The organism is Streptomyces misionensis (genome assembly GCF_900104815.1).
GTDB classification, from domain to species: Bacteria; Actinomycetota; Actinomycetes; order Streptomycetales; family Streptomycetaceae; genus Streptomyces; species Streptomyces misionensis.
In genome coordinates, this window is sequence record NZ_FNTD01000004.1 from 6,907,715 (window position 1) to 6,925,126 (window position 17,412).

At 74.6% G+C, this 17,412-nt stretch carries 16 protein-coding genes; 9 read left to right on the plus strand and 7 right to left on the minus strand.

All coding sequences use genetic code 11. The features are described 5' to 3' along the window. Positions 1–17: 17 nt before the first annotated feature. The 6 genes from BLW85_RS32845 to BLW85_RS32870 all read left to right on the plus strand — a co-directional run bounded on the left by BLW85_RS32845 (position 18) and on the right by BLW85_RS32870 (position 7,417). Complete coding sequence (locus BLW85_RS32845) at positions 18–557, plus strand: 2Fe-2S iron-sulfur cluster-binding protein (protein ID WP_074994722.1); 540 nt, start codon at positions 18–20, stop codon at positions 555–557. Continuing rightward, positions 554–1,549: an FAD binding domain-containing protein gene (locus BLW85_RS32850; RefSeq protein ID WP_070029698.1), complete on the plus strand. Its 996-nt coding sequence runs from the start codon at positions 554–556 to the stop codon at positions 1,547–1,549. Before BLW85_RS32845 ends, BLW85_RS32850 begins: the two co-directional genes overlap by 4 nt. Before the next feature lie 33 nt (positions 1,550–1,582). Continuing rightward, positions 1,583–3,688, plus strand: a complete 2,106-nt coding sequence (locus tag BLW85_RS32855) for a xanthine dehydrogenase family protein molybdopterin-binding subunit (RefSeq protein ID WP_074994725.1) — start codon at positions 1,583–1,585, stop codon at positions 3,686–3,688. 2 nt (positions 3,689–3,690) lie between these two features. Then, positions 3,691–6,081 carry a glycoside hydrolase family 65 protein gene (locus BLW85_RS32860; RefSeq protein WP_403423734.1) on the plus strand — a complete coding sequence of 797 codons (2,391 nt, stop codon included), beginning with the start codon at positions 3,691–3,693 and terminating at the stop codon, positions 6,079–6,081. A gap of 98 nt (positions 6,082–6,179) precedes the next feature. Further along, the gene (locus BLW85_RS32865) at positions 6,180–6,608 is read left to right on the plus strand and encodes a cold shock domain-containing protein (RefSeq protein ID WP_074994730.1); all 429 of its coding nucleotides are present in this window, start codon (positions 6,180–6,182) and stop codon (positions 6,606–6,608) included. Between the two features lie 71 nt (positions 6,609–6,679). Continuing rightward, a complete protein-coding gene (locus BLW85_RS32870) occupies positions 6,680–7,417 on the plus strand; it encodes a thioesterase II family protein (protein ID WP_070029702.1) in 738 nt (245 codons plus the stop codon). 44 nt (positions 7,418–7,461) lie between these two features. On the opposite strand, the gene BLW85_RS32875 is transcribed toward BLW85_RS32870, so the two are convergent. The 3 genes from BLW85_RS32875 to BLW85_RS32885 are packed head-to-tail and all read right to left on the minus strand — an operon-like array spanning position 7,462 to position 10,223. Next, positions 7,462–8,643 carry a cytochrome P450 gene (locus BLW85_RS32875; protein WP_074994733.1) on the minus strand — a complete coding sequence of 394 codons (1,182 nt, stop codon included), beginning with the start codon at positions 8,641–8,643 and terminating at the stop codon, positions 7,462–7,464. A 25-nt stretch (positions 8,644–8,668) separates the two neighbouring features. Continuing rightward, positions 8,669–10,024 (minus strand): NAD(P)/FAD-dependent oxidoreductase, encoded by a 1,356-nt coding sequence (locus tag BLW85_RS32880; RefSeq protein ID WP_074994736.1) that lies wholly within the window; start codon positions 10,022–10,024, stop codon positions 8,669–8,671. Beyond that, positions 10,014–10,223, minus strand: a complete 210-nt coding sequence (locus BLW85_RS32885; RefSeq protein ID WP_070029705.1) for a ferredoxin — start codon at positions 10,221–10,223, stop codon at positions 10,014–10,016. The genes BLW85_RS32880 and BLW85_RS32885 overlap by 11 nt, the downstream gene beginning before the upstream one ends. 246 nt (positions 10,224–10,469) lie before the next feature. Between BLW85_RS32885 and BLW85_RS32890 the strand changes: the two genes are divergently transcribed. From BLW85_RS32890 to BLW85_RS32900, 3 genes are all read left to right on the plus strand, one after another. Next, positions 10,470–11,192 (plus strand): FadR/GntR family transcriptional regulator, encoded by a 723-nt coding sequence (locus BLW85_RS32890; protein ID WP_070029706.1) that lies wholly within the window; start codon positions 10,470–10,472, stop codon positions 11,190–11,192. After that, positions 11,189–12,022 carry a sterol desaturase family protein gene (locus tag BLW85_RS32895; protein WP_070029707.1) on the plus strand — a complete coding sequence of 278 codons (834 nt, stop codon included), beginning with the start codon at positions 11,189–11,191 and terminating at the stop codon, positions 12,020–12,022. The genes BLW85_RS32890 and BLW85_RS32895 overlap by 4 nt, the downstream gene beginning before the upstream one ends. A 104-nt stretch (positions 12,023–12,126) precedes the next feature. Then, positions 12,127–13,182 (plus strand): enoyl-CoA hydratase/isomerase family protein, encoded by a 1,056-nt coding sequence (locus tag BLW85_RS32900; RefSeq protein WP_074994739.1) that lies wholly within the window; start codon positions 12,127–12,129, stop codon positions 13,180–13,182. 65 nt (positions 13,183–13,247) lie between these two features. Here the strand turns inward: BLW85_RS32900 and BLW85_RS32905 are convergent, their stop codons facing one another. The 4 genes from BLW85_RS32905 to BLW85_RS32920 all read right to left on the minus strand — a co-directional run bounded on the left by BLW85_RS32905 (position 13,248) and on the right by BLW85_RS32920 (position 17,343). Next, complete coding sequence (locus BLW85_RS32905) at positions 13,248–13,805, minus strand: GNAT family N-acetyltransferase (RefSeq protein WP_425275353.1); 558 nt, start codon at positions 13,803–13,805, stop codon at positions 13,248–13,250. Then, positions 13,802–14,344 (minus strand): MOSC domain-containing protein, encoded by a 543-nt coding sequence (locus BLW85_RS32910; protein ID WP_074994742.1) that lies wholly within the window; start codon positions 14,342–14,344, stop codon positions 13,802–13,804. Before BLW85_RS32910 ends, BLW85_RS32905 begins: the two co-directional genes overlap by 4 nt. 219 nt (positions 14,345–14,563) lie before the next feature. Beyond that, positions 14,564–15,565 carry a beta-ketoacyl-ACP synthase III gene (locus BLW85_RS32915; RefSeq protein WP_425275354.1) on the minus strand — a complete coding sequence of 334 codons (1,002 nt, stop codon included), beginning with the start codon at positions 15,563–15,565 and terminating at the stop codon, positions 14,564–14,566. Then, on the minus strand, positions 15,562–17,343 hold the full coding sequence (locus BLW85_RS32920; protein WP_074994748.1) for a fatty acyl-AMP ligase: 1,782 nt from the start codon (positions 17,341–17,343) through the stop codon (positions 15,562–15,564). The genes BLW85_RS32915 and BLW85_RS32920 overlap by 4 nt, the downstream gene beginning before the upstream one ends. Between the last annotated feature and the right edge of the window lie 69 nt (positions 17,344–17,412).

The window sequence follows — 17,412 nt, forward strand, 5'->3', positions numbered from 1 at the left end:
CCGGAAGGCCCCACGTCATGACCAGCGAAAACGCAACGGCTCCGGGATCGGAGATCACCCTTCGGGTGAACGGCAAGCCCCACACCCTGTACGTCGACCACCGCCGCGTCCTGCTGGACCTGCTCCGCGAGGACCTGGATCTCACCGGCGCCAAGAAGGGCTGCGACCACGGGCAGTGCGGGGCCTGCACCGTGCTGGTCGACGGACGCCGCCTCAACAGCTGCCTGCTGCTCGCGGTGAGCCTCGACGGCGGCGAGGTCACCACCGTGGAGGGGCTGGGCGGCGACGGCGAGGAACCCCACCCGTTGCAGCGGGCCTTCCTCGACCGCGACGCCTTCCAGTGCGGCTACTGCACCCCCGGCCAGCTCTGCTCCGCCGTCGGCATGCTCGCCGAGGCCGCGGCCGGCCACCCCTCCCACGTCACCGACCCCGCGGCCCCCTCCGGCCGCCCGGTGCCGCTGGACCGGCCCGAGATCCGCGAGCGCATGAGCGGCAACCTGTGCCGCTGCGGCGCCTACCCGGGCATCGTCGAGGCGGTGGAGGACGTGATCCGGTGAACGGCTTCGCCTACCTCAGGCCGGACAGCCTCCAGGAGGCCGTGGAGGCGTACGCCGCCCACCCCGGCGCCCGCTACCTGGCCGGCGGCACCAACCTGGTCGACCTGATGAAACTCGGCGTGGAACGCCCCGCCGTCCTCATCGACGTGGGCCGGCTGCCGCTGGACGCCGTCGAGGAACTGCCCGACGGCGCCCTGCGGGCCGGCGCCACCGTCCGCAACAGCGACCTCGCCGCAGACCCGCGCGTCCGCGACCGCTACCCGGCGCTGTCCCAGGCCCTCCTCGCCGGCGCCTCCGGCCAGCTCCGCAACGCCGCCACCACCGGCGGCAACCTCCTCCAGCGCACCCGCTGCCCCTACTTCCAGGACCTGTCCAAGCCCTGCAACAAACGTGAGCCCGGCACCGGCTGCGGCGCGCTCGAAGGCGTCCACCGCGACCACGCCGTCCTCGGCCGGTCCGACCACTGCATCGCCACCCACCCCTCCGACATGGCCGTCGCCCTCGCCGCCCTCGACGCCGAAGTCGAGCTGTACGGCCTCGACGGCGCCCGCCGCCTGCCCGTCGCCGACTTCCACCGGCTGCCGGGCGAGCACCCCGAACGGGACACCGAGATCCGCCCCGGCGAGATCATCACCGGCGTGCTGCTGCCCGCCGCCACCGCCGGACTGCCCTCCGCCTACCGCAAGGCCCGGGACCGGGCGTCGTACGCCTTCGCCCTCGCCTCCGTGGCCGTCGTCCTGCGCCTCGCGGACGGCGCGATCCAGCAGGTCGGCCTCGCCTTCGGCGGGCTCGCGCACAAGCCCTGGCGGGCCCGGCGCGCCGAGGAGGCGCTGCGCGGCGCGGCCCCCACCCCGGCCGCCCTGGAACGCGCCGTCGACCTCGAACTGGCCGACGCGCGCCCGCTGCGCGACAACGCCTACAAGGTGCCCCTCGCCCGCAACCTCGCCCTCGACGTCCTCGACCGCCTCACCCCGGCCCCCGCCGTGGCCTGACCCGCCCGCCACCGGTTATCAGGAGGAGACCCCATGCCCCGCACCGGCACCGTCCTCGGCGCCCCCGCCGAGCGCCTGGAGGGGCGGCAGAAGGTCACCGGCGCCGCCCGCTACGCCGCCGAGCACCCGCTGTCCGGCCGCGCCCACGCCTGGCCCGTGCCCGCGGCCGTGGCCCGCGGCCGGGTCACCGCCGTGGACACCTCCGCCGCCCGCGCCGAGCCCGGCGTCCTCGCCGTCCTCACCCCCGGCGACGCGCCCCGGCTCGCCGAACCCGAGGACGCCACCCTCGCCGTGCTCCAGGACCCGAACGTGCCGCACCGCGGCTGGTGCGTCGCCCTCGTCGTCGCCGAGACCCTGGAGACCGCCCGGGCCGCCGCCCGGCTGGTGCGCGTCGACTACGACGCCGAGCCCGCCGACCTCACCCTCACCATGGACCACCCGGAGAGCTACGAGCCGGAGGAGGCCAACGCGGGCCAGCCCGGCCGCGTCGAACACGGCGACCCGGAGGGCGCCTTCGCCGCCGCCGGCACCGGCGTCGACGTCGTCTACCGGGTGCCGCCGCTGCACAACCACCCCATGGAGCCGCACACCACCACCGCCCGGTGGGACGACGACCGGCTCACCGTGTACACCTCCACCCAGGGCGGCACGACGGCACGGTCCGTGCTCGCCCAGCTCTTCGAACTGCCCGAGGACCGGGTCACGGTGGTCAGCGAGCACGTCGGCGGCGGCTTCGGCTCCAAGGGCACCCCGCGCCCCGACCTCGTCCTCGCCGCGATGGCCGCCCTGCGCACCGCCCGCCCGGTCACCCTCGCCTACCCCCGCCGGTACCTGCCCACCGTCGTCGGCCACCGCGCCCCCACCCTGCACCGGCTGCGCCTGGCCGCCGACCCCGACGGCCGGCTCACCGCGCTGCTGCACGAGGTGACCACCCACACCTCGCGGGTGAGGGAGTTCGTGGAGCAGGCCGCGGTGCCCGCCCGCGTCATGTACGCCACCCCCAACCTGCTCACCGTGCACCGCGCGGTGGCGCTCGACGTGCCGAGCCCGTCCTGGATGCGGGCCCCCGGCGAGTCGCCCGGCATGTACGCCCTGGAGTCCGCGATGGACGAACTCGCCGGGGCGCTGGACATGGACCCGGTCCAGCTGCGCATCCGCAACGAACCCGAGCACGAGCCGGGCACCGGCAGGCCGTTCAGCAGCCGGCACCTGGTGCAGTGCCTGCGCGAGGGCGCCCGCCGGTTCGGCTGGGACGAGCGCGACCCGCGCCCGCGCGCCCGCCGCGAGGGGCCCTGGCTGCTCGGCACCGGAGTCGCCGCCGCCACCTACCCCGCCTCCGCCGGCCCGGCCACCGCAACCGCCCGCGCCCTGCCCGACGGCACCTTCACCGTGCGGACCAACGCCACCGACATCGGGACTGGGGCCCGCACCGTCCTCGCCCAGGTGGCCGCCGACGCCCTCGGCACCGCGCTGGAGCGGGTCCGCGTCGAGATCGGGCACAGCGACCTGCCCCCGGCCCCGCTGGCGGGCGGCTCCATGGGCACCGCCTCCTGGGGCTGGGCCGTGCACGACGCGTGCGCCGACCTCGCGGCCCGACTCGCCGCGCACACCGGCCCGTTGCCCGCCGAAGGCATCGAAGCCCGCGCCGACACCACGGGCCGGGCCGACGCCGAGGTCCCCTACGCCCGGCACGCGTTCGGCGCCCACTTCGCCGAGGTCGCCGTCGACACCGTCACCGGCGAGGCCCGGGTGCGCCGGCTGCTCGGCGTCTTCGCCGCCGGCCACATCCTCAACGCCCGCACCGCGCGCTCCCAGTTCACCGGCGCCATGATCATGGGTCTGGGCATGGCCCTCACCGAACACAGCACCCTGGACCCCGCGTTCGGCGACTTCCCCGAGTCCGACCTCGCCTCCTACCACGTGCCCGCGAACGCCGACGTGCCCGCCGTCGAGGCCCACTGGATCGACGAGGACGACACCCACCTCAACCCCATGGGCAGCAAGGGCATCGGCGAGATCGGCATCGTCGGCACCGCCGCCGCCATCGGCAACGCCGTCCACCACGCCACCGGCGTCCGCTGCCGCGAACTGCCCCTCACCCCCGACCGGATCCTCCCCGGCCTGCTGTCCGCGGGGTGACGGTGGCCGGGGCGACCTGGGAGTACGACGGCTACCAGCCTGCGGGGGAACGCCTGCGGGAGTCCCTGTGCGCCCTGGGCAACGGCTACTTCGCCACCCGGGGGGCGCTGCCCGAGTGCGCCGCCGACGACGTCCACTACCCCGGTACCTACGCGGCCGGCTGCTACAACCGGCTCACCTCCGAGGTCGCGGGCCGCCGCGTCGAGAACGAGGACATGGTCAACCTGCCCAACTGGCTGCCGCTGCGCTTCCGTCCGTGCGCCCGGCCGGCGGACGGCGTGGAGGGCTGGCTCACCCCCGACACCACCCCGGTCGCCGAACACCACCTGACCCTGCACCTCGGTCCCGGCCTGCTGGAGCGCCGCACCCGCTACCCGCTGGTCCCGAGCGGCTCCCTCGTCGTGCGCCAGCTGCGGCTGGTCCACCTGGGCGACCCCCACCTCGCCGCGCTGCGCACGGAGTTCACCGTCGAGGGCGAGGCGGGCACGGAACTGGAGGTCGAGGCCGCGCTCGACGGGGACGTCACCAACCGCGGCGTCGCCCGCTACCGCGACCTCGACGGCCGCCACCTCACCGAGGTGCGCACCGGCACGGACACCCGGGACACCGTGTGGCTGGACTGCCGTACCCGCACCTCGGACATCCGGATCGCCCTCGCCGGTCGGCTCACCGCGAACGCCCCGGCGAGGGCCGCCGCCGAACCCCGGCGCGCGGTGCAGACGGTGCGGCTCACCTGCCCGCCCGGCCGCACCCGCACCATCGACAAGACCGTCGCCCTGCACACCTCCCACGACCCTGCCATCGGCGACCCGCTGCGCGCGGCCCTCGACCGGCTGGCCACCGCCCCCGCCTTCGACGCCCTGCTCGGCTCCCACCGGGCCGCCTGGGGCCGGCTGTGGCGGCGCACCCTGCTCGACGTGCCCGGCGAGGCCGGGACCATCCTGCGCCTGCACCTCTTCCACGTGCTCCAGACGCTCTCGCCGCACACCGCGGACCTGGACGTCGGGGTCCCCGCGCGCGGACTGCACGGCGAGGCCTACCGCGGCCATGTCTTCTGGGACGAACTCTTCGTCCTGCCCTACCTCGACCTGCACCTGCCCGAGGTCTCCCGGGGCCTGCTGCGCTACCGGCACCGCCGGCTGGACGCGGCCCGGCGCGAGGCGGCCCGCCTCGGCCGGCGCGGCGCCTGCTACCCCTGGCAGAGCGGCAGCGACGGCCACGAGGAGACCCAGCGGCTCCACCTCAACCCCCGCTCGGGCCGCTGGCTGCCCGACAACTCCCGCCTCCAGCACCACGTCGGCTCCGCGGTGGCGTACAACGTGTGGCGGTACTGCGAGGCCACCGGCGACACCGCCTTCCGCGACGGCGAGGGCGCCGAGATGCTGCTCCAGATCGCCCGCTTCTGGGCCGACTCGGCCAAGTACGACGACCACCTCGGCCGGCACCGCATCCGGGGCGTCGTCGGCCCCGACGAGTACCACGACGCCTATCCCGGCGCGGATCGGCCCGGCCTGGACGACAACACGTACACCAACGTCACCGCGGCCTGGGTACTCGCCCGCGCCCTGGACCTGCTGCGTGTGCTGCCCGAGCCGCGCCGCCGCGAACTCACCGAGCGCCTCGCCCTCGACGCCGACGAGACGGCGCGCTGGGACGAGGTCTCGCGCACCCTCCACGTGCCCCGCCACGAGGGGGTGATCAGCCAGTTCGAGGGCTACGGCGACCTCGCCGAACTCGACTGGGGCGCCTACCGCGAACGGTACGGCGACATCCGGCGCCTGGACCGCATCCTGGAGGCCGAGGGCGACACCCCCAACCGGTACCGGGCCTCCAAGCAGGCCGACGTCCTGATGCTCGGCTACCTCTTCGCACCCCGCGAACTCGCCGCCCTCTTCGCACGGTTGGGGCAGCGCGTCGACGAAACCACCTGGTCCGCGACCGTCGACCACTACCTGGGCCGCACCAGCCACGGCTCCACCCTCAGCGGCCTCGTCCACGGCTGGATCCTGGCCCGCGCCCGCCGCGCCGACGCGTGGCGGTTCGTCCAGGAGACGCTGCGCGGCGACATCGCCGACGTCCAGGGCGGCACCACCGGCGAGGGCATCCACCTCGGCGCGATGGCGGGCACCCTCGACCTCGTGCAGCGCGCACTGACCGGCCTGGAGACCCGCCACGGCGCCCTCTGGCTGGACCCCGTGCCGCTCCCGCCGGTCTCCTCCTACGGCTTCTCGATCCGCTACCTCGGCCACTGGGGGATCGGCGTCCGGCTGACCCGCGGGCACCTGGAGATCGCCGTGCCCGACTCCGGCGGCGAGCCCGTCGACGTGCGGCTGCCGGACCGGGTGGTGACCGTGCAACCGGGGCGGACGGTGCGGCTGGTGCTGCCGGAGTGAGCGGCGGGCGCACCGTGGTCCGCGGGGTCGTATCCGTGCCGGAAGCTGTGTAAGTTCGCCTCCGTTACCGTTGGGTCGGTGCTGGAGGTGGGTGGGCCGTGCTGATGACCGGCAAGGTGCTGCGTTTCGACGAGGTCCGCGGATACGGGTTCATCGCCCCGGCCGAGCCCGGCGAGGACGTCTTCATGCACGCCAACGACCTGCTCGACGAGAAGTACCTCTACCACGAGGGCAGCGAGGTCGAGTTCCACCTGGAGATGGGCGAGAAGGGCCCGAAGGCCTCCCAGATCCGGCTGATCCACCAGCCCTCGCCGCACCGCCTCCCCGGCCGCCCCGTCTTCTCCGACGGCACCACCGCCGAACGCACCGGCGCACCGGCCGGCGAGGGCACCGGCGCCGCCCGCTTCCGCACCGAACTCACGGAGCTGCTGGTCACGTCGGTCGACTCCCTCACGGCAGCGCAGATCCGCCAGGTCCGGGAGCGGGTGGTCGAACTGGCCCGGGCCAAGGGGTGGTTGACGACCTGACCGCGGGGCCGCATGATCGCAGACGGCGCGTCGGCGCCCCCGTCCGGTATCGACGAACCCTGGATGACGCCATGACGACAGCCTTCCCGACCGGCGACCTGTGGGTGCGCCGCTTCCACCCCGCACCGCCCACGTCCGCCCGGCTGGTGTGCTTCCCGCACGCCGGCGGCTCGGCGACCTTCTACTTCCCCCTGGCCACCGCACTGCGCGGCGCGGCGGACGTGCTCGTGCTCCAGTACCCGGGCCGGCAGGACCGGTACGAGGAGAAGGGCATCGAGACCATCGCCGAGCTGGCGGACCAGGCGTACGAGGCGCTGCGGCCCTATGCGGACCGTCCGCTGACCTTCTTCGGGCACAGCATGGGGTCCATCGTCGCCTTCGAGGTCGCCCGCCGCTTCGAACGCGACGGCGAGGGCCCCGCGCACCTCTTCGCCTCCGCGCGGCGCGCCCCCTCCGCGTACGCCTGCGAGAACGTGCACCTGCGCGACGACGACGGCCTCATCGAGGAGATGCGCAAACTGAGCGGCACGGACCCGCGGTTGCTGGGCGACGAGGACCTGCTGCGGATGATCCTGCCGGCCCTGCGCAGCGACTACACCGCCATCGAGACCTACCGGGCCCCCGCCGACGCCGTCGTCGAGGCCCCCCTGACGGTCCTCACCGGGGACCGCGACCCGCGGGTCACCCCCGAGGAGGCCCACGCCTGGCGCGAACACACCACCGGCCCCTTCGACCTCAAGGTCTTCTCCGGCGGCCACTTCTACCTCACGGACCACATCGTCGAACTGTCCGAGATCCTCACGGGCTGAGCGGCGGCGACGGCCGGGGCCGCCCCCGCGCCGCGCTCCTGCCGTCAGAGCCTGAGCGGGAGGTGGCGCGGGCCCCGCAGCATCGCGTTCTGCCGGTACGGCGGCGGGTCCTCGACCAGCTGGGCCGTGGCCAGGCGGGGGAGCAGGGCGGACAGGGCCGAGTGGGCCTCGATGCGGGCGAGCGGGGCGCCGTAGCAGAGGTGGATGCCCGTGCCGAAGCCGAGGTGCTGGTTGTCGGGGCGCGCCGGGTCGAACCGGTCGGGGTCGGTGAAGCGGCGGGGGTCGCGGTTGCCGGAGGCCAGGGCCAGGAACACCGAGGAGCCCTGCGGCAGGGTCGTGCCGGCGACGGCGAGGTCGACCAGCGGTATGCGTTCGCGCATGTGGACCGGGGGCTCGTAGCGCAGGAGTTCCTCGATCGCCCGGGGCAGCAGACCGGGCGTGCGGCGCAGCCGGTCCAGTTCCTCGGGGTGGCGCAGCAAGGTCAGCACCCCGTTGGTGATGAGGTTGACCGTCGTCTCGTGCCCGGCGATCAGCAGCAGCACCGCGGTCTCCGCGAGTTCCTCCCGGGTGAGCCGCTGCCCCGGGTCGGGCTCGTTGACGAACGCGGACAGCAGGTCGCCGGTGGGCTGGTCGCGGCGCTGCTCGGCCAGGCCCACCAGGTACCCGCCCATGTCCGCACGGGCCTTCTCGGCCTCCTCGCGGGGCGCCTGGCCCGCGTCCGGCCGTACGTCGGCCGACGCGACCAGCGTGTCCGACCAGGCCCGGAAGAGCGGCTCGTCCTCGCGCGGCACCCCGAGCAGCCGGCAGATCACGGTGACCGGCAGGGGGTAGGCGAAGTCGTCCACGAGGTCGAACCGCCCGCCCGCCTCGAAGGGTTCCAGCAGCTCCGCCGTGATCCGGTCGATCTCGGCACGCATGCCGTCCACCCGGTGCGGGCTGTGCGGCGGGCCGAACGGCCGCATGGCGAGGGTGCGCAGCCGATGGTGCTCGGGATCGTCCAGGCGCAGGAACGGCGGCTTGGCCGTCTCCAGACCGCGGGTGCGCGGATCGGCGCTGAGCCGGGGGTCGTGCAGCAGCGCGGCGACCTCGTGGTAGCCGCCGACCAGCAGGCTGCCGTCCTCCTGCGGGACGACGGGCCCGGCCGCGCGCAGCTCCGCGTACAGCGGGTAGGGGTCGGGACGGCTGGCGTAGTCGGTGATCCTCGCCAGCAGGGTGCCGGGGTCCATGGCGGCTCCTCGAAGTAGGGGCGTGCTACACCACCGTCAGCCGGCGGTCCGGGGCATAGCCGGTGAGCGCGACCGTCGGCCCGTGGGACAGCACCGAGGGGTCCGGTACGTCGGACGGGATCGGGATCTCGGCCGCGAGGGCCCGGTCGGCGGCGCCCGGCGGGGGCGGGAACGGCGCGGCCGTCTCGATCAGGTGCTGGTAGTACTCCAGCACCTTGGCCATGTCGACGGTGACCGCGGCCGTCACCCGGCCCCGGTAGCCGTACACCATCGCCAGCCGCCGCGCCTCCAGGGAACCCTGGGCGATGACCACGTGGTCGGAGTAGGTGGGCACCCCCACCGACTTGATGTTCAGCCCGAACTGGGTCGACCAGAACGTCGGCAGGGACAGGTGCGGGCGGCGCAGCGGCCCCGGGGAGATCATGTTGTGCGCGGCCACCTCGGCCTGCGTGACCGCGTTGCCCCAGTGCTCCAGGGACAGCAGCTGGTAGCCGAAGAGCGGGTGCGGGAAGCGGGAGACGTCCCCGGCCACGAAGACGTCGTCGGTGACGATGCCGTACATGGTGAAGGCCCGGCACCCGGCGTCGCACGCCAGCCCGCGCGGGCCCGCCGCCAGACCGGACTGCGCCAGCCACTCCACGTTGCGGATCGCGCCCAGCGCCACCACGCACACGTCCGCGTCCACCCGGCTGCCGTCGGACAGCTCCGCGCCGGTGAAGCGCCCGTCGCCGAGCAGCCTGGTGACCGTCGCCCCGGTGCGCAGGTCCACACCGTGGTTGCGCTGCATCACCGCCGCGAGCTTGGACAGCGTCCCGCCGAGCGCGCCGACCAGCGGCGCGGGGCCGCGCTCGGTGACGGTGACCGCGAGGCCCCGCTCCCGGCAGGCCGAGGCGATCTCCGAGCCGGTGAACCCGCCGCCGATCACCAGCACCCGCTCCGGCCCCGCGTCGAGGCGCTCCGCGAGCCCCGCGGCGTCCTCACGGGTGCGCAGGGTGAACACCCCGTCCAACGCGGCCTCCGCCGGGTTCGGCCAGGGCCGGGCGCGGGTTCCGGTGGCGATCAGCACCCGGTCGTACGGCAGTGACTCCCCGCCGTCGAGCAGCACCCGCCGGGCCAGCGGGTCCAGACCCGTGGCCCGGACCCCGAGCAGCCACTCGGCCTTCGGGTCCTGGCGCATCGGCAGGCCCGTGGAGTCGGCCGGGGCGATGCCCAGCAGCACCTGCTTGGACAGCGGCGGCCGGTCGTAGGGCGGGTGGGGCTCGTCGCCGACCACCGTCAGCGAGCCGGTGAAGCCGTTCGCGCGCAGCGCCTCCGCGGCCCGCAGCCCGGCCAGCGAGGCGCCCACGATCACGATGCGGCCGTCCGTGAACTCACCGTGCACCGCCGCTCACCTCCTCGCCGAGGAGGATGGCCTGCACCGGGCAGGCCGCGGCGGCCTGGCGCACCCGTTCGACCTGGTCGTCGGGGACGGCCGGGGCGTACAGCAGGCCCTCCTCTCCGTGCAGCCGGAACACGTCCGGCGCGAGGAACACACACTGTGCGTAGCCCTGGCAGCGCGTGAGGTCGACAACGGTCCGCATCGTCACCACTTCCTCCTCCGCCGTCCCGTCCCGGCGAACGGGGGCACCGGGTCTCACGTCCAGCATGGGGGGAGACCGGGAGGCTCGCACGGGCACGCGGGCCGTGGCGCGCGAAGGCGGGCCCAACTCCCGTCAGGTGGGCGCGGGTTGACGGATCCGGACGAACGCCGACATCCGACCGGCCCGGCACGGAAATATTGGTCCAACCAGTTGACCACTGCACGAGCTGCGTCCACCCTGATCGCCATGGCTGAGGGACACATACGGCGTGCGGCGGTCTCCGACCAGCTCTTCGCCCTGCTGCGGGACAGGATTCTCGGGGGCGAGCTGCCGGCCGGCGCCGCGCTCACCCCCGAGCGGGAACTGGCGGCCGGTTTCGGGGTGAACCGGCACGCCGTACGGGAGGCCGTCAAACGCCTCCAGCAGGCACGGCTGGTCGAGGTCAGCCACGGTGGCCGGACCCAGGTGCTGGACTGGCGCCGCACCGCCGGGCTCGACCTCGCCGTGGGCATCGCCGCGGCCGACACCGGGCCCACCGTGCAGGACATCGCCCGCGACGCCCTGGAGATGCGGGCCTGCATCGGCGCCGACGCGGCCCGGCTGTGCGCCCTGCGCTGCTCCCCGGACACCGCCGCGGAGATCACCGCGGCCGCCGAGCGGCACGCGCGCACCGGCCCCGATCTGACCGAGCTGGACGACACCTATGTCGCCTGGTGGCGGCTGATCATCGAGGGCTCCGGCAACATCGCCTATCTGCTGGCCTTCAACAGCCTGGTGGACGGCATGATCCCGGTCGCGGACGTGCCCGCCGACCTCGGGGCCGCGGAGATCCTCGACGTCGAGGCCCACCGGCGGCTGGCCGCGCACATCGCGGCCCGCGAGGCCGCGGCGGCCGAGGAACTGGCGCGCGAACTGCTGACCCGCAGCGTGCCCAGCGCGCCGCGCGGGTGCGAGGGGGTACGGCGATGATCCCGGCCGTGGTCTACGCGATACCGGCGTTCGTGCTGCTGGTCGCCGTCGAGGCGCTGTCCTACCGCTTCCTGCCGGACGACGACGAGCGCGGCTACGAGCTGCGCGACACCGTCACCAGCATGTCCATGGGCGCCGGCAGCCAGGTCATCGCGGTGCCGTGGAAGGTGGCGACGATCGTGGTGTACGCCGCCGCGTACACCGTGGCCCCCTGGCACCTCTCGCCCGCCTCCGGCTGGACGTGGCTGCTGCTGTTCTTCGGCGACGACCTGGCCTACTACGCCTACCACCGGGCCCATCACCGGGTGCGGGTGCTGTGGGCGAGCCATGTGGTGCACCACTCCAGTCTCCGCTTCAACCTCTCCACCGCCCTGCGCCAGACCTGGACGCCGATGACCGGCCTGCCGTTCTGGCTGCCGCTGGCGCTGCTCGGCGTGCCGCCCTGGATGATCCTGATCGAGCAGGCCGTCAGCCTCGTCTACCAGTTCTTCCTGCACACCGAGCGGGTGGACAGGCTGTGGCGGCCGGTGGAGTGGTTCTTCAACACGCCGTCCCACCACCGGGTCCACCACGGCTCCAACAACGTGTACCTGGACCGCAACTACGGCGGCATCCTCATCGTCTGGGACCGGCTCCTCGGCACCTTCGAACCGGAGGGCGTGCGCGTGGTGTACGGCCTGACCAAGAACATCGCCACCCACAACCCGCTGCGGGTGGCCTTCCACGAGTACGCGGCCGCCTGGCGGGACGTCCGCCGGGCCCGCCGCTGGCGCGACCGCGCGGGGTACCTCTTCGGGCCGCCGGGGTGGGCACCCGGCGTGAAAGGGTAGCCGCGAGGGCGCGGGAGGATCACAGGTGGCCCCGCGCCCCCGGAACCCGGAAGGAACCAGATCATGTACGACATCGCGGCCCGCGACCTGACGGAGGCCACCGGATGAGCGGCACCGAGGCACCCGTGCTGCTGCGCACCGCCGGCCGGGCCGCGCACATCGTCCTCAACCGGCCCAGGGCGCTCAACGCCCTCGACCACGCGATGGTGCGGCGCATCGACGCGGCGCTCGCCGCCTGGCAGCACGATCCCGGCGTCGAGACGGTGGTCCTGTCCGGCGCCGGGGAGCGCGGGCTGTGCGCGGGCGGCGACATCCGCGCCATCCACGACGACGCCCGGGACGGCGACGGCAGCGCCTCGGCCGCGTTCTGGCGGGACGAGTACCGTCTCAACGCCCGCATCGCCCGTTACCCCAAGCCGTACGTCGCCCTCATGGACGGCATCGTGATGGGCGGCGGTGTCGGTCTCTCCGCGCACGGCGGAGTCCGGATCGTCACCGAGCGTTCACGGATCGCCATGCCGGAGACGGGCATCGGTTTCGTGCCGGACGTCGGCGGCACCCATCTGCTCGCACGGGCCCCCGGCGAACTGGGCACTCACCTCGCGCTGACAGGGGATCAGATCGGCGCCGCCGACGCCGTGTCGTGCGGCCTCGCCGATCACCACGTGCCCGCCGCGGCCCTCGCCGGCCTGGTGGACGACCTGGCGGTGATGCCCGTGTCCGACGCCCTGGCCCGGCACGTACGGCCGTCGCCGCCGGGGGAGTTGGCCGAGCAGCGGGAGTGGATCGACGCCTGCTACGCCGCCGGTACGGTCGAGGAGATCATCGGGCGGCTGCTCGACCACGGCAGCCCCGAGGCGAAGGAGGCGGCGCAGACCCTGTGCACCCGGTCGCCCCTCGCCCTCAAGGTCACCCTGGCCGCCGTGCGCCGCGCCCGGCGGCTCGGGTCCCTGGAGGCCGTCCTCGACCAGGAGTTCCGGGTCTCCTGCGCCGCCCTGGGCAGTCACGACCTGGTGGAGGGCGTGCGCGCCCGGATCATCGACAAGGACCGCGACCCCCGCTGGTCGCCGGCGACGCTCGCCGAGGTCGCCGACGCCGACGTGGAGCGCTTCTTCGCCCCGCTCGGCGAGCGGGAACTCGGGCTCGCCGCACCGGAGTAGGGCTCGCCGCACCGGAGTAGGGAGCCCGTGCACCCGAGCGGGTGTCCACGTCCGGCGGGGCGGTCTCAGCCCCCGCCGGGCAGCGCGGTACGGCCGGCCGGAAGGTCCCGCGCCGGATCGACGACCCAGTGGTTGGTCGTGAGGACACGGTCGGCGAAGGCGGTGCGGGTCCGGCCGAGCAAGCGGAAGCCGGCCGAGCGGCAGATGCCGTTCGACGCGGCGTTGCCGGTCGCCGGGAAGGCGTGCACGAGGCCCCAGCGGTCCTGGTCGCGGGCCTGTTCCAGCAGGGCGCGGACAGCGCGTTTGCCCAGCCCCCGGCCCTGGAACTCGGGCAGGACCATCCACCCGATCTCCGACATGGGCCCGTCACCGGCGTCGTGGGTCCACAGGGTCACCGTCCCCGCCACCACATCGGGCCGGTCCGGATCGGGCACGATCATCTTCAGCCACGCGCGGTCCGCCGCGGCCTCCGCGGCGTCCCGGCGCACCTTGTCCGCCATCCCCGCCCGCGGCAGCGGACCGCCGAGGTCGGCCATCATGACGGGATCGCACCGCATGCGGACATAGGCGTCGACGTCGTCCGGCGAGACGTCGCGCAGCCACCCGGGGCCCGGCCGGCTCACACCCGGTCCAGCGGGCGGTGCGGACCCTCGGGGAGTTCCACCTCCACCGGGTCGCCGGGGCGGACGACGCCGCCCGCCCTGACGACGCCCATGATCCCGGCCCGGCGCACGACATTGCCGAGGTCGTCGCGGCCGACCACCTGCTTGAGCAGGCCGCCTTGGAAGTGGTCGATCTGCAGGCAGGGATTGCGCAGGCCGGTCACCTCGACCACGGCCTCGGCGCCGAGGCGCAGCAGGGTCCCCACCGGCAGGCCGAGCAGGTCGAGGCCGCGGGTGGTGACGTTCTCGCCGAGTTCGCCCGGGGCGACCTCGAAGCCCGCCGCGCGCACCTCGTCGAAGAGTTCCTCGTGGATGAGGTGGACCTGGCGCAGGTTCGGCTGCGTCGGGTCCTGCGCCACGCGTGAGCGGTGCTTGACCGTGACGCCCGCGTGCACGTCGCCCTCGACGCCCAGCCCGGCGAGCAGGGTGATGCTCGCCCGGTTCGGCTTCGAGAACGAGTACGTGCCGTTGCTGCTGACCGCCGTGACCGATCCGCCCATGTGCGGTCCTCCTCCTCGCCGGGGTACTTCACGAGCCTAACGGATGCCGCGACCCGCGACGGCGCCGATCCCGGACACCGGCCCGCACACGTGGACTCCCCCGTGCGGGCGAGGAGTTCGCGCCCGACGGGGTCCGGCGGTGCGCCGCGCATCCGGACGCACCGCCGAACCGGCGGTCTGCGGGCCTCCCGAACCGGTGGCCCGCAACCGCGTGCCCGGTCAGGGCAGCGTCACCACCTGTGCCGCATGGGCCAGTCCCGCGCCGAAGCCGACCAGCAGGGCCGGGTCGCCGCCGGCGAGCCTACCCTGGGCCAGCAACTCCTCCATGGCCAGCGGGATGGACGCGGCCGAGGTGTTGCCCGAGGTGACCACGTCCCTGGCCACCACCGTGTGCGGGGCGAGCCCCAGGGACTTCGCGGCCACGTCGACGATCCGGGCGTTGGCCTGGTGCGGGATGAACGCGGCCAGGTCGGCGACGCCGAGGCCCGCCCGGCGCAGTGCCTCACGGGACACCTCCGGCATCACCCGCGTCGCCCAGCGGAACACCTCCGGCCCCGCCATCCGCAGCGCGGCACCCGCCCGGGGCGTCTCGCCCACCGGGGGCCAGGCGCGGTCGTGCGCGATCATGTGGTGCCGGGACCCCTCGGAGCCCCACACCACCGGACCGATGCCCGGGGTCTCGGACCGGCCGACCACCACCGCCCCCGCGCCGTCGCCGAACAGGAAGGCGGTGCCGCGGTCCCGCGGGTCCACGATGTCGCTCATCCGCTCCGAGCCGACCACCACCACCGCGCGCGCGTCCCCGGAGCGGACCAGGGAGTCGGCGAGCCCCAGCGCGTAGCAGAACCCGGAGCAGGCGGCACCGATGTCCAGGCTGCCCGCCGCCCGTGCGCCCAGCTGATGGGCGACACGGGGCGCGGCGGCCGGGGACTGCTCCAGGAAGGACATGGTGGCCACCAGCACCATGCCGATCTCGTCCGGATCGGTGCCGGCCTGCGCCATCGCCTTGCGCGCCGCCTCCACGGCCATCGTGATCACGGTCTCGTCCGGGCCCGCGAAACGCCTGCTGACGATTCCGGAGCGCCGCCGGATCCACTCGTCGCTGGAGTCGATGCGGGCGCAGATCTCCTCGTTGGTCACCACCCGCGACGGCCGGTAGACACCGATGCCGAGGATCCGGGAGCCGGGGTGCGGATCGGGAAGCCGCAGCCGGGCCATCACGCCTCCCGCCCACGGGCGGCGGTCGCCGGCGTCCGCCCGGCCGCCAGGGCGGCCAGCTCGCCGTTGAGATAGCGCGCCCGGCACGCCCGCCGCTGCACCTTGCCGCTCGACGTCCGGGACAGCGCGCCGCGCCGGACGAGCAGCACCTCGTCGGCCGTCAGCCGGTGGTCCTCCCGGACCGCGGCGCCGATCCGCTCCCGCAGGGCGTCCGCCCCCGGCGAGCGCAGCACCCGCCCGTCCGCCTCCAGGACGACGACGAGCCGCTCCCGCACGCCGTCGTCCACGGAGAACGCGGCGGCGCAGTTCGGGTGCAGCCCGGGCACGGCCCGTTCGGCGGACAGCTCGATGTCCTGCGGGTAGTGGTTGCGGCCCTGGCGGATGATGACGTCCTTGAGCCGCCCGGTGACGTACAGGTCGCCCTCGTACAGGAAGCCGAGGTCGCCGGTGCGCAGATGGGGCCGGGCGTCCCCGCCCTCGACGCGGGCCCGGAAGGTGGCCTCGCTCTCCTCGGGCCGGTCGCGGTAACCACCCGCCACACAGGGCCCGTCGACCCAGATCTCGCCGACCTCGCCGGGCGGCCGGGGTAGCCGGGAGTCCGGGTCCACGATCCGCACCCGGGTGGTGCCGACCGTGCTCCCGCTGCTCACCAGCGGCAGCGCGTCCCCGGCGGTGTCGGCGACCCGCCGTACGGTGCCCTCGCGCAGCGCCCCGGCGTCGACCCACAGCACGGTGGGCTCCCGGTCCTGGTTGTCGCCCGTCACCTTCAGGGTGTTCTCGGCCAGCCCGTAGCCCGGGCACATGGCGGCGGCCCGGAAGCCGTGCGGCGCGAAGGCGGCGGTGAAGGCCCGGATCGTGGGCCAGCGCACCGGTTCGGCGCCGTTGGCGGCCACCCGCCAGCGGGAGAGGTCGCCGACGCCGCTCGTCGCACCGTCGGCGGCGGCGCGGGCGCACAGCTCGTAGGCGAAGCTGGGCGCCGCGGCGTGGGTGCCGCCGAACCGGGCGATGGCCTCCAGCCAGCGGGCCGGCCGGCGGATGAAGGACTCGGGCGCCATCAGGTACGACGGGATGCCCGACCACAGCGGCAGCACGACACCGAAGAGCATGCCCATGTCGTGGAAGAGCGGCAGCCAGTTCACCACCGTGCCGTCGGGCTCGCAGGGCCACAGCTCGTCCGTCTCGGCCACGTTCGCCAGGAAGTTGGCGTGGCTGACCATGACGCCCTTGGGGTCGCCGGTGGAGCCCGAGGTGTACTGGAGCAGCGCGATGTCCTCGGGTCCGGGCGGCTCGGGCAGGACGCCCGGCCCGGGCGCCGGGTCCGGGGCGTCGGTGGCCAGCAGGGTCAGCCCGGCCAGGTCCGGCAGGTCGCCGAAGCGCTCGTACATCTCCGCACGGACCCCGGTGGTGGTCAGCACGGTGGTGGTGCCCGCGTCGTCGGCGATGCGCCGCAGCCGCCGGACGGCCTCGCGGCGCCGGGGGACCTGCACGGGCGCGCCGGCCACCCGGCCGTACATGCAGCCCAGCAGGGTGCGGATGAACTCCAGCCCGGACGGGTACAGCAGCACGGCCCGGCCGCCGGACAGCCCGGCCGCGACCAGGCGGGCGGCCCTGGCGCGGGCGGCCTCGTGCAACGCGCGGTAGGTGAGCGCGGACTCCGGCTCCTCGCCGTCGCGCAGGAAGACGTAGGCGGTCTCGTCGGGCTGCTTGGCGCTGCGCAGCCGCAGGGCGTCGGGCAGGGTGCGCACCTCATCCGCGTGCGGATCGAGTCCGGTGGTGTTCACGTGTCATATCTCCTTGTGCGGCCCGGAATTCACCCTGGGCGGGCATGTCGTCGCGGTGAGGGGGGCGGA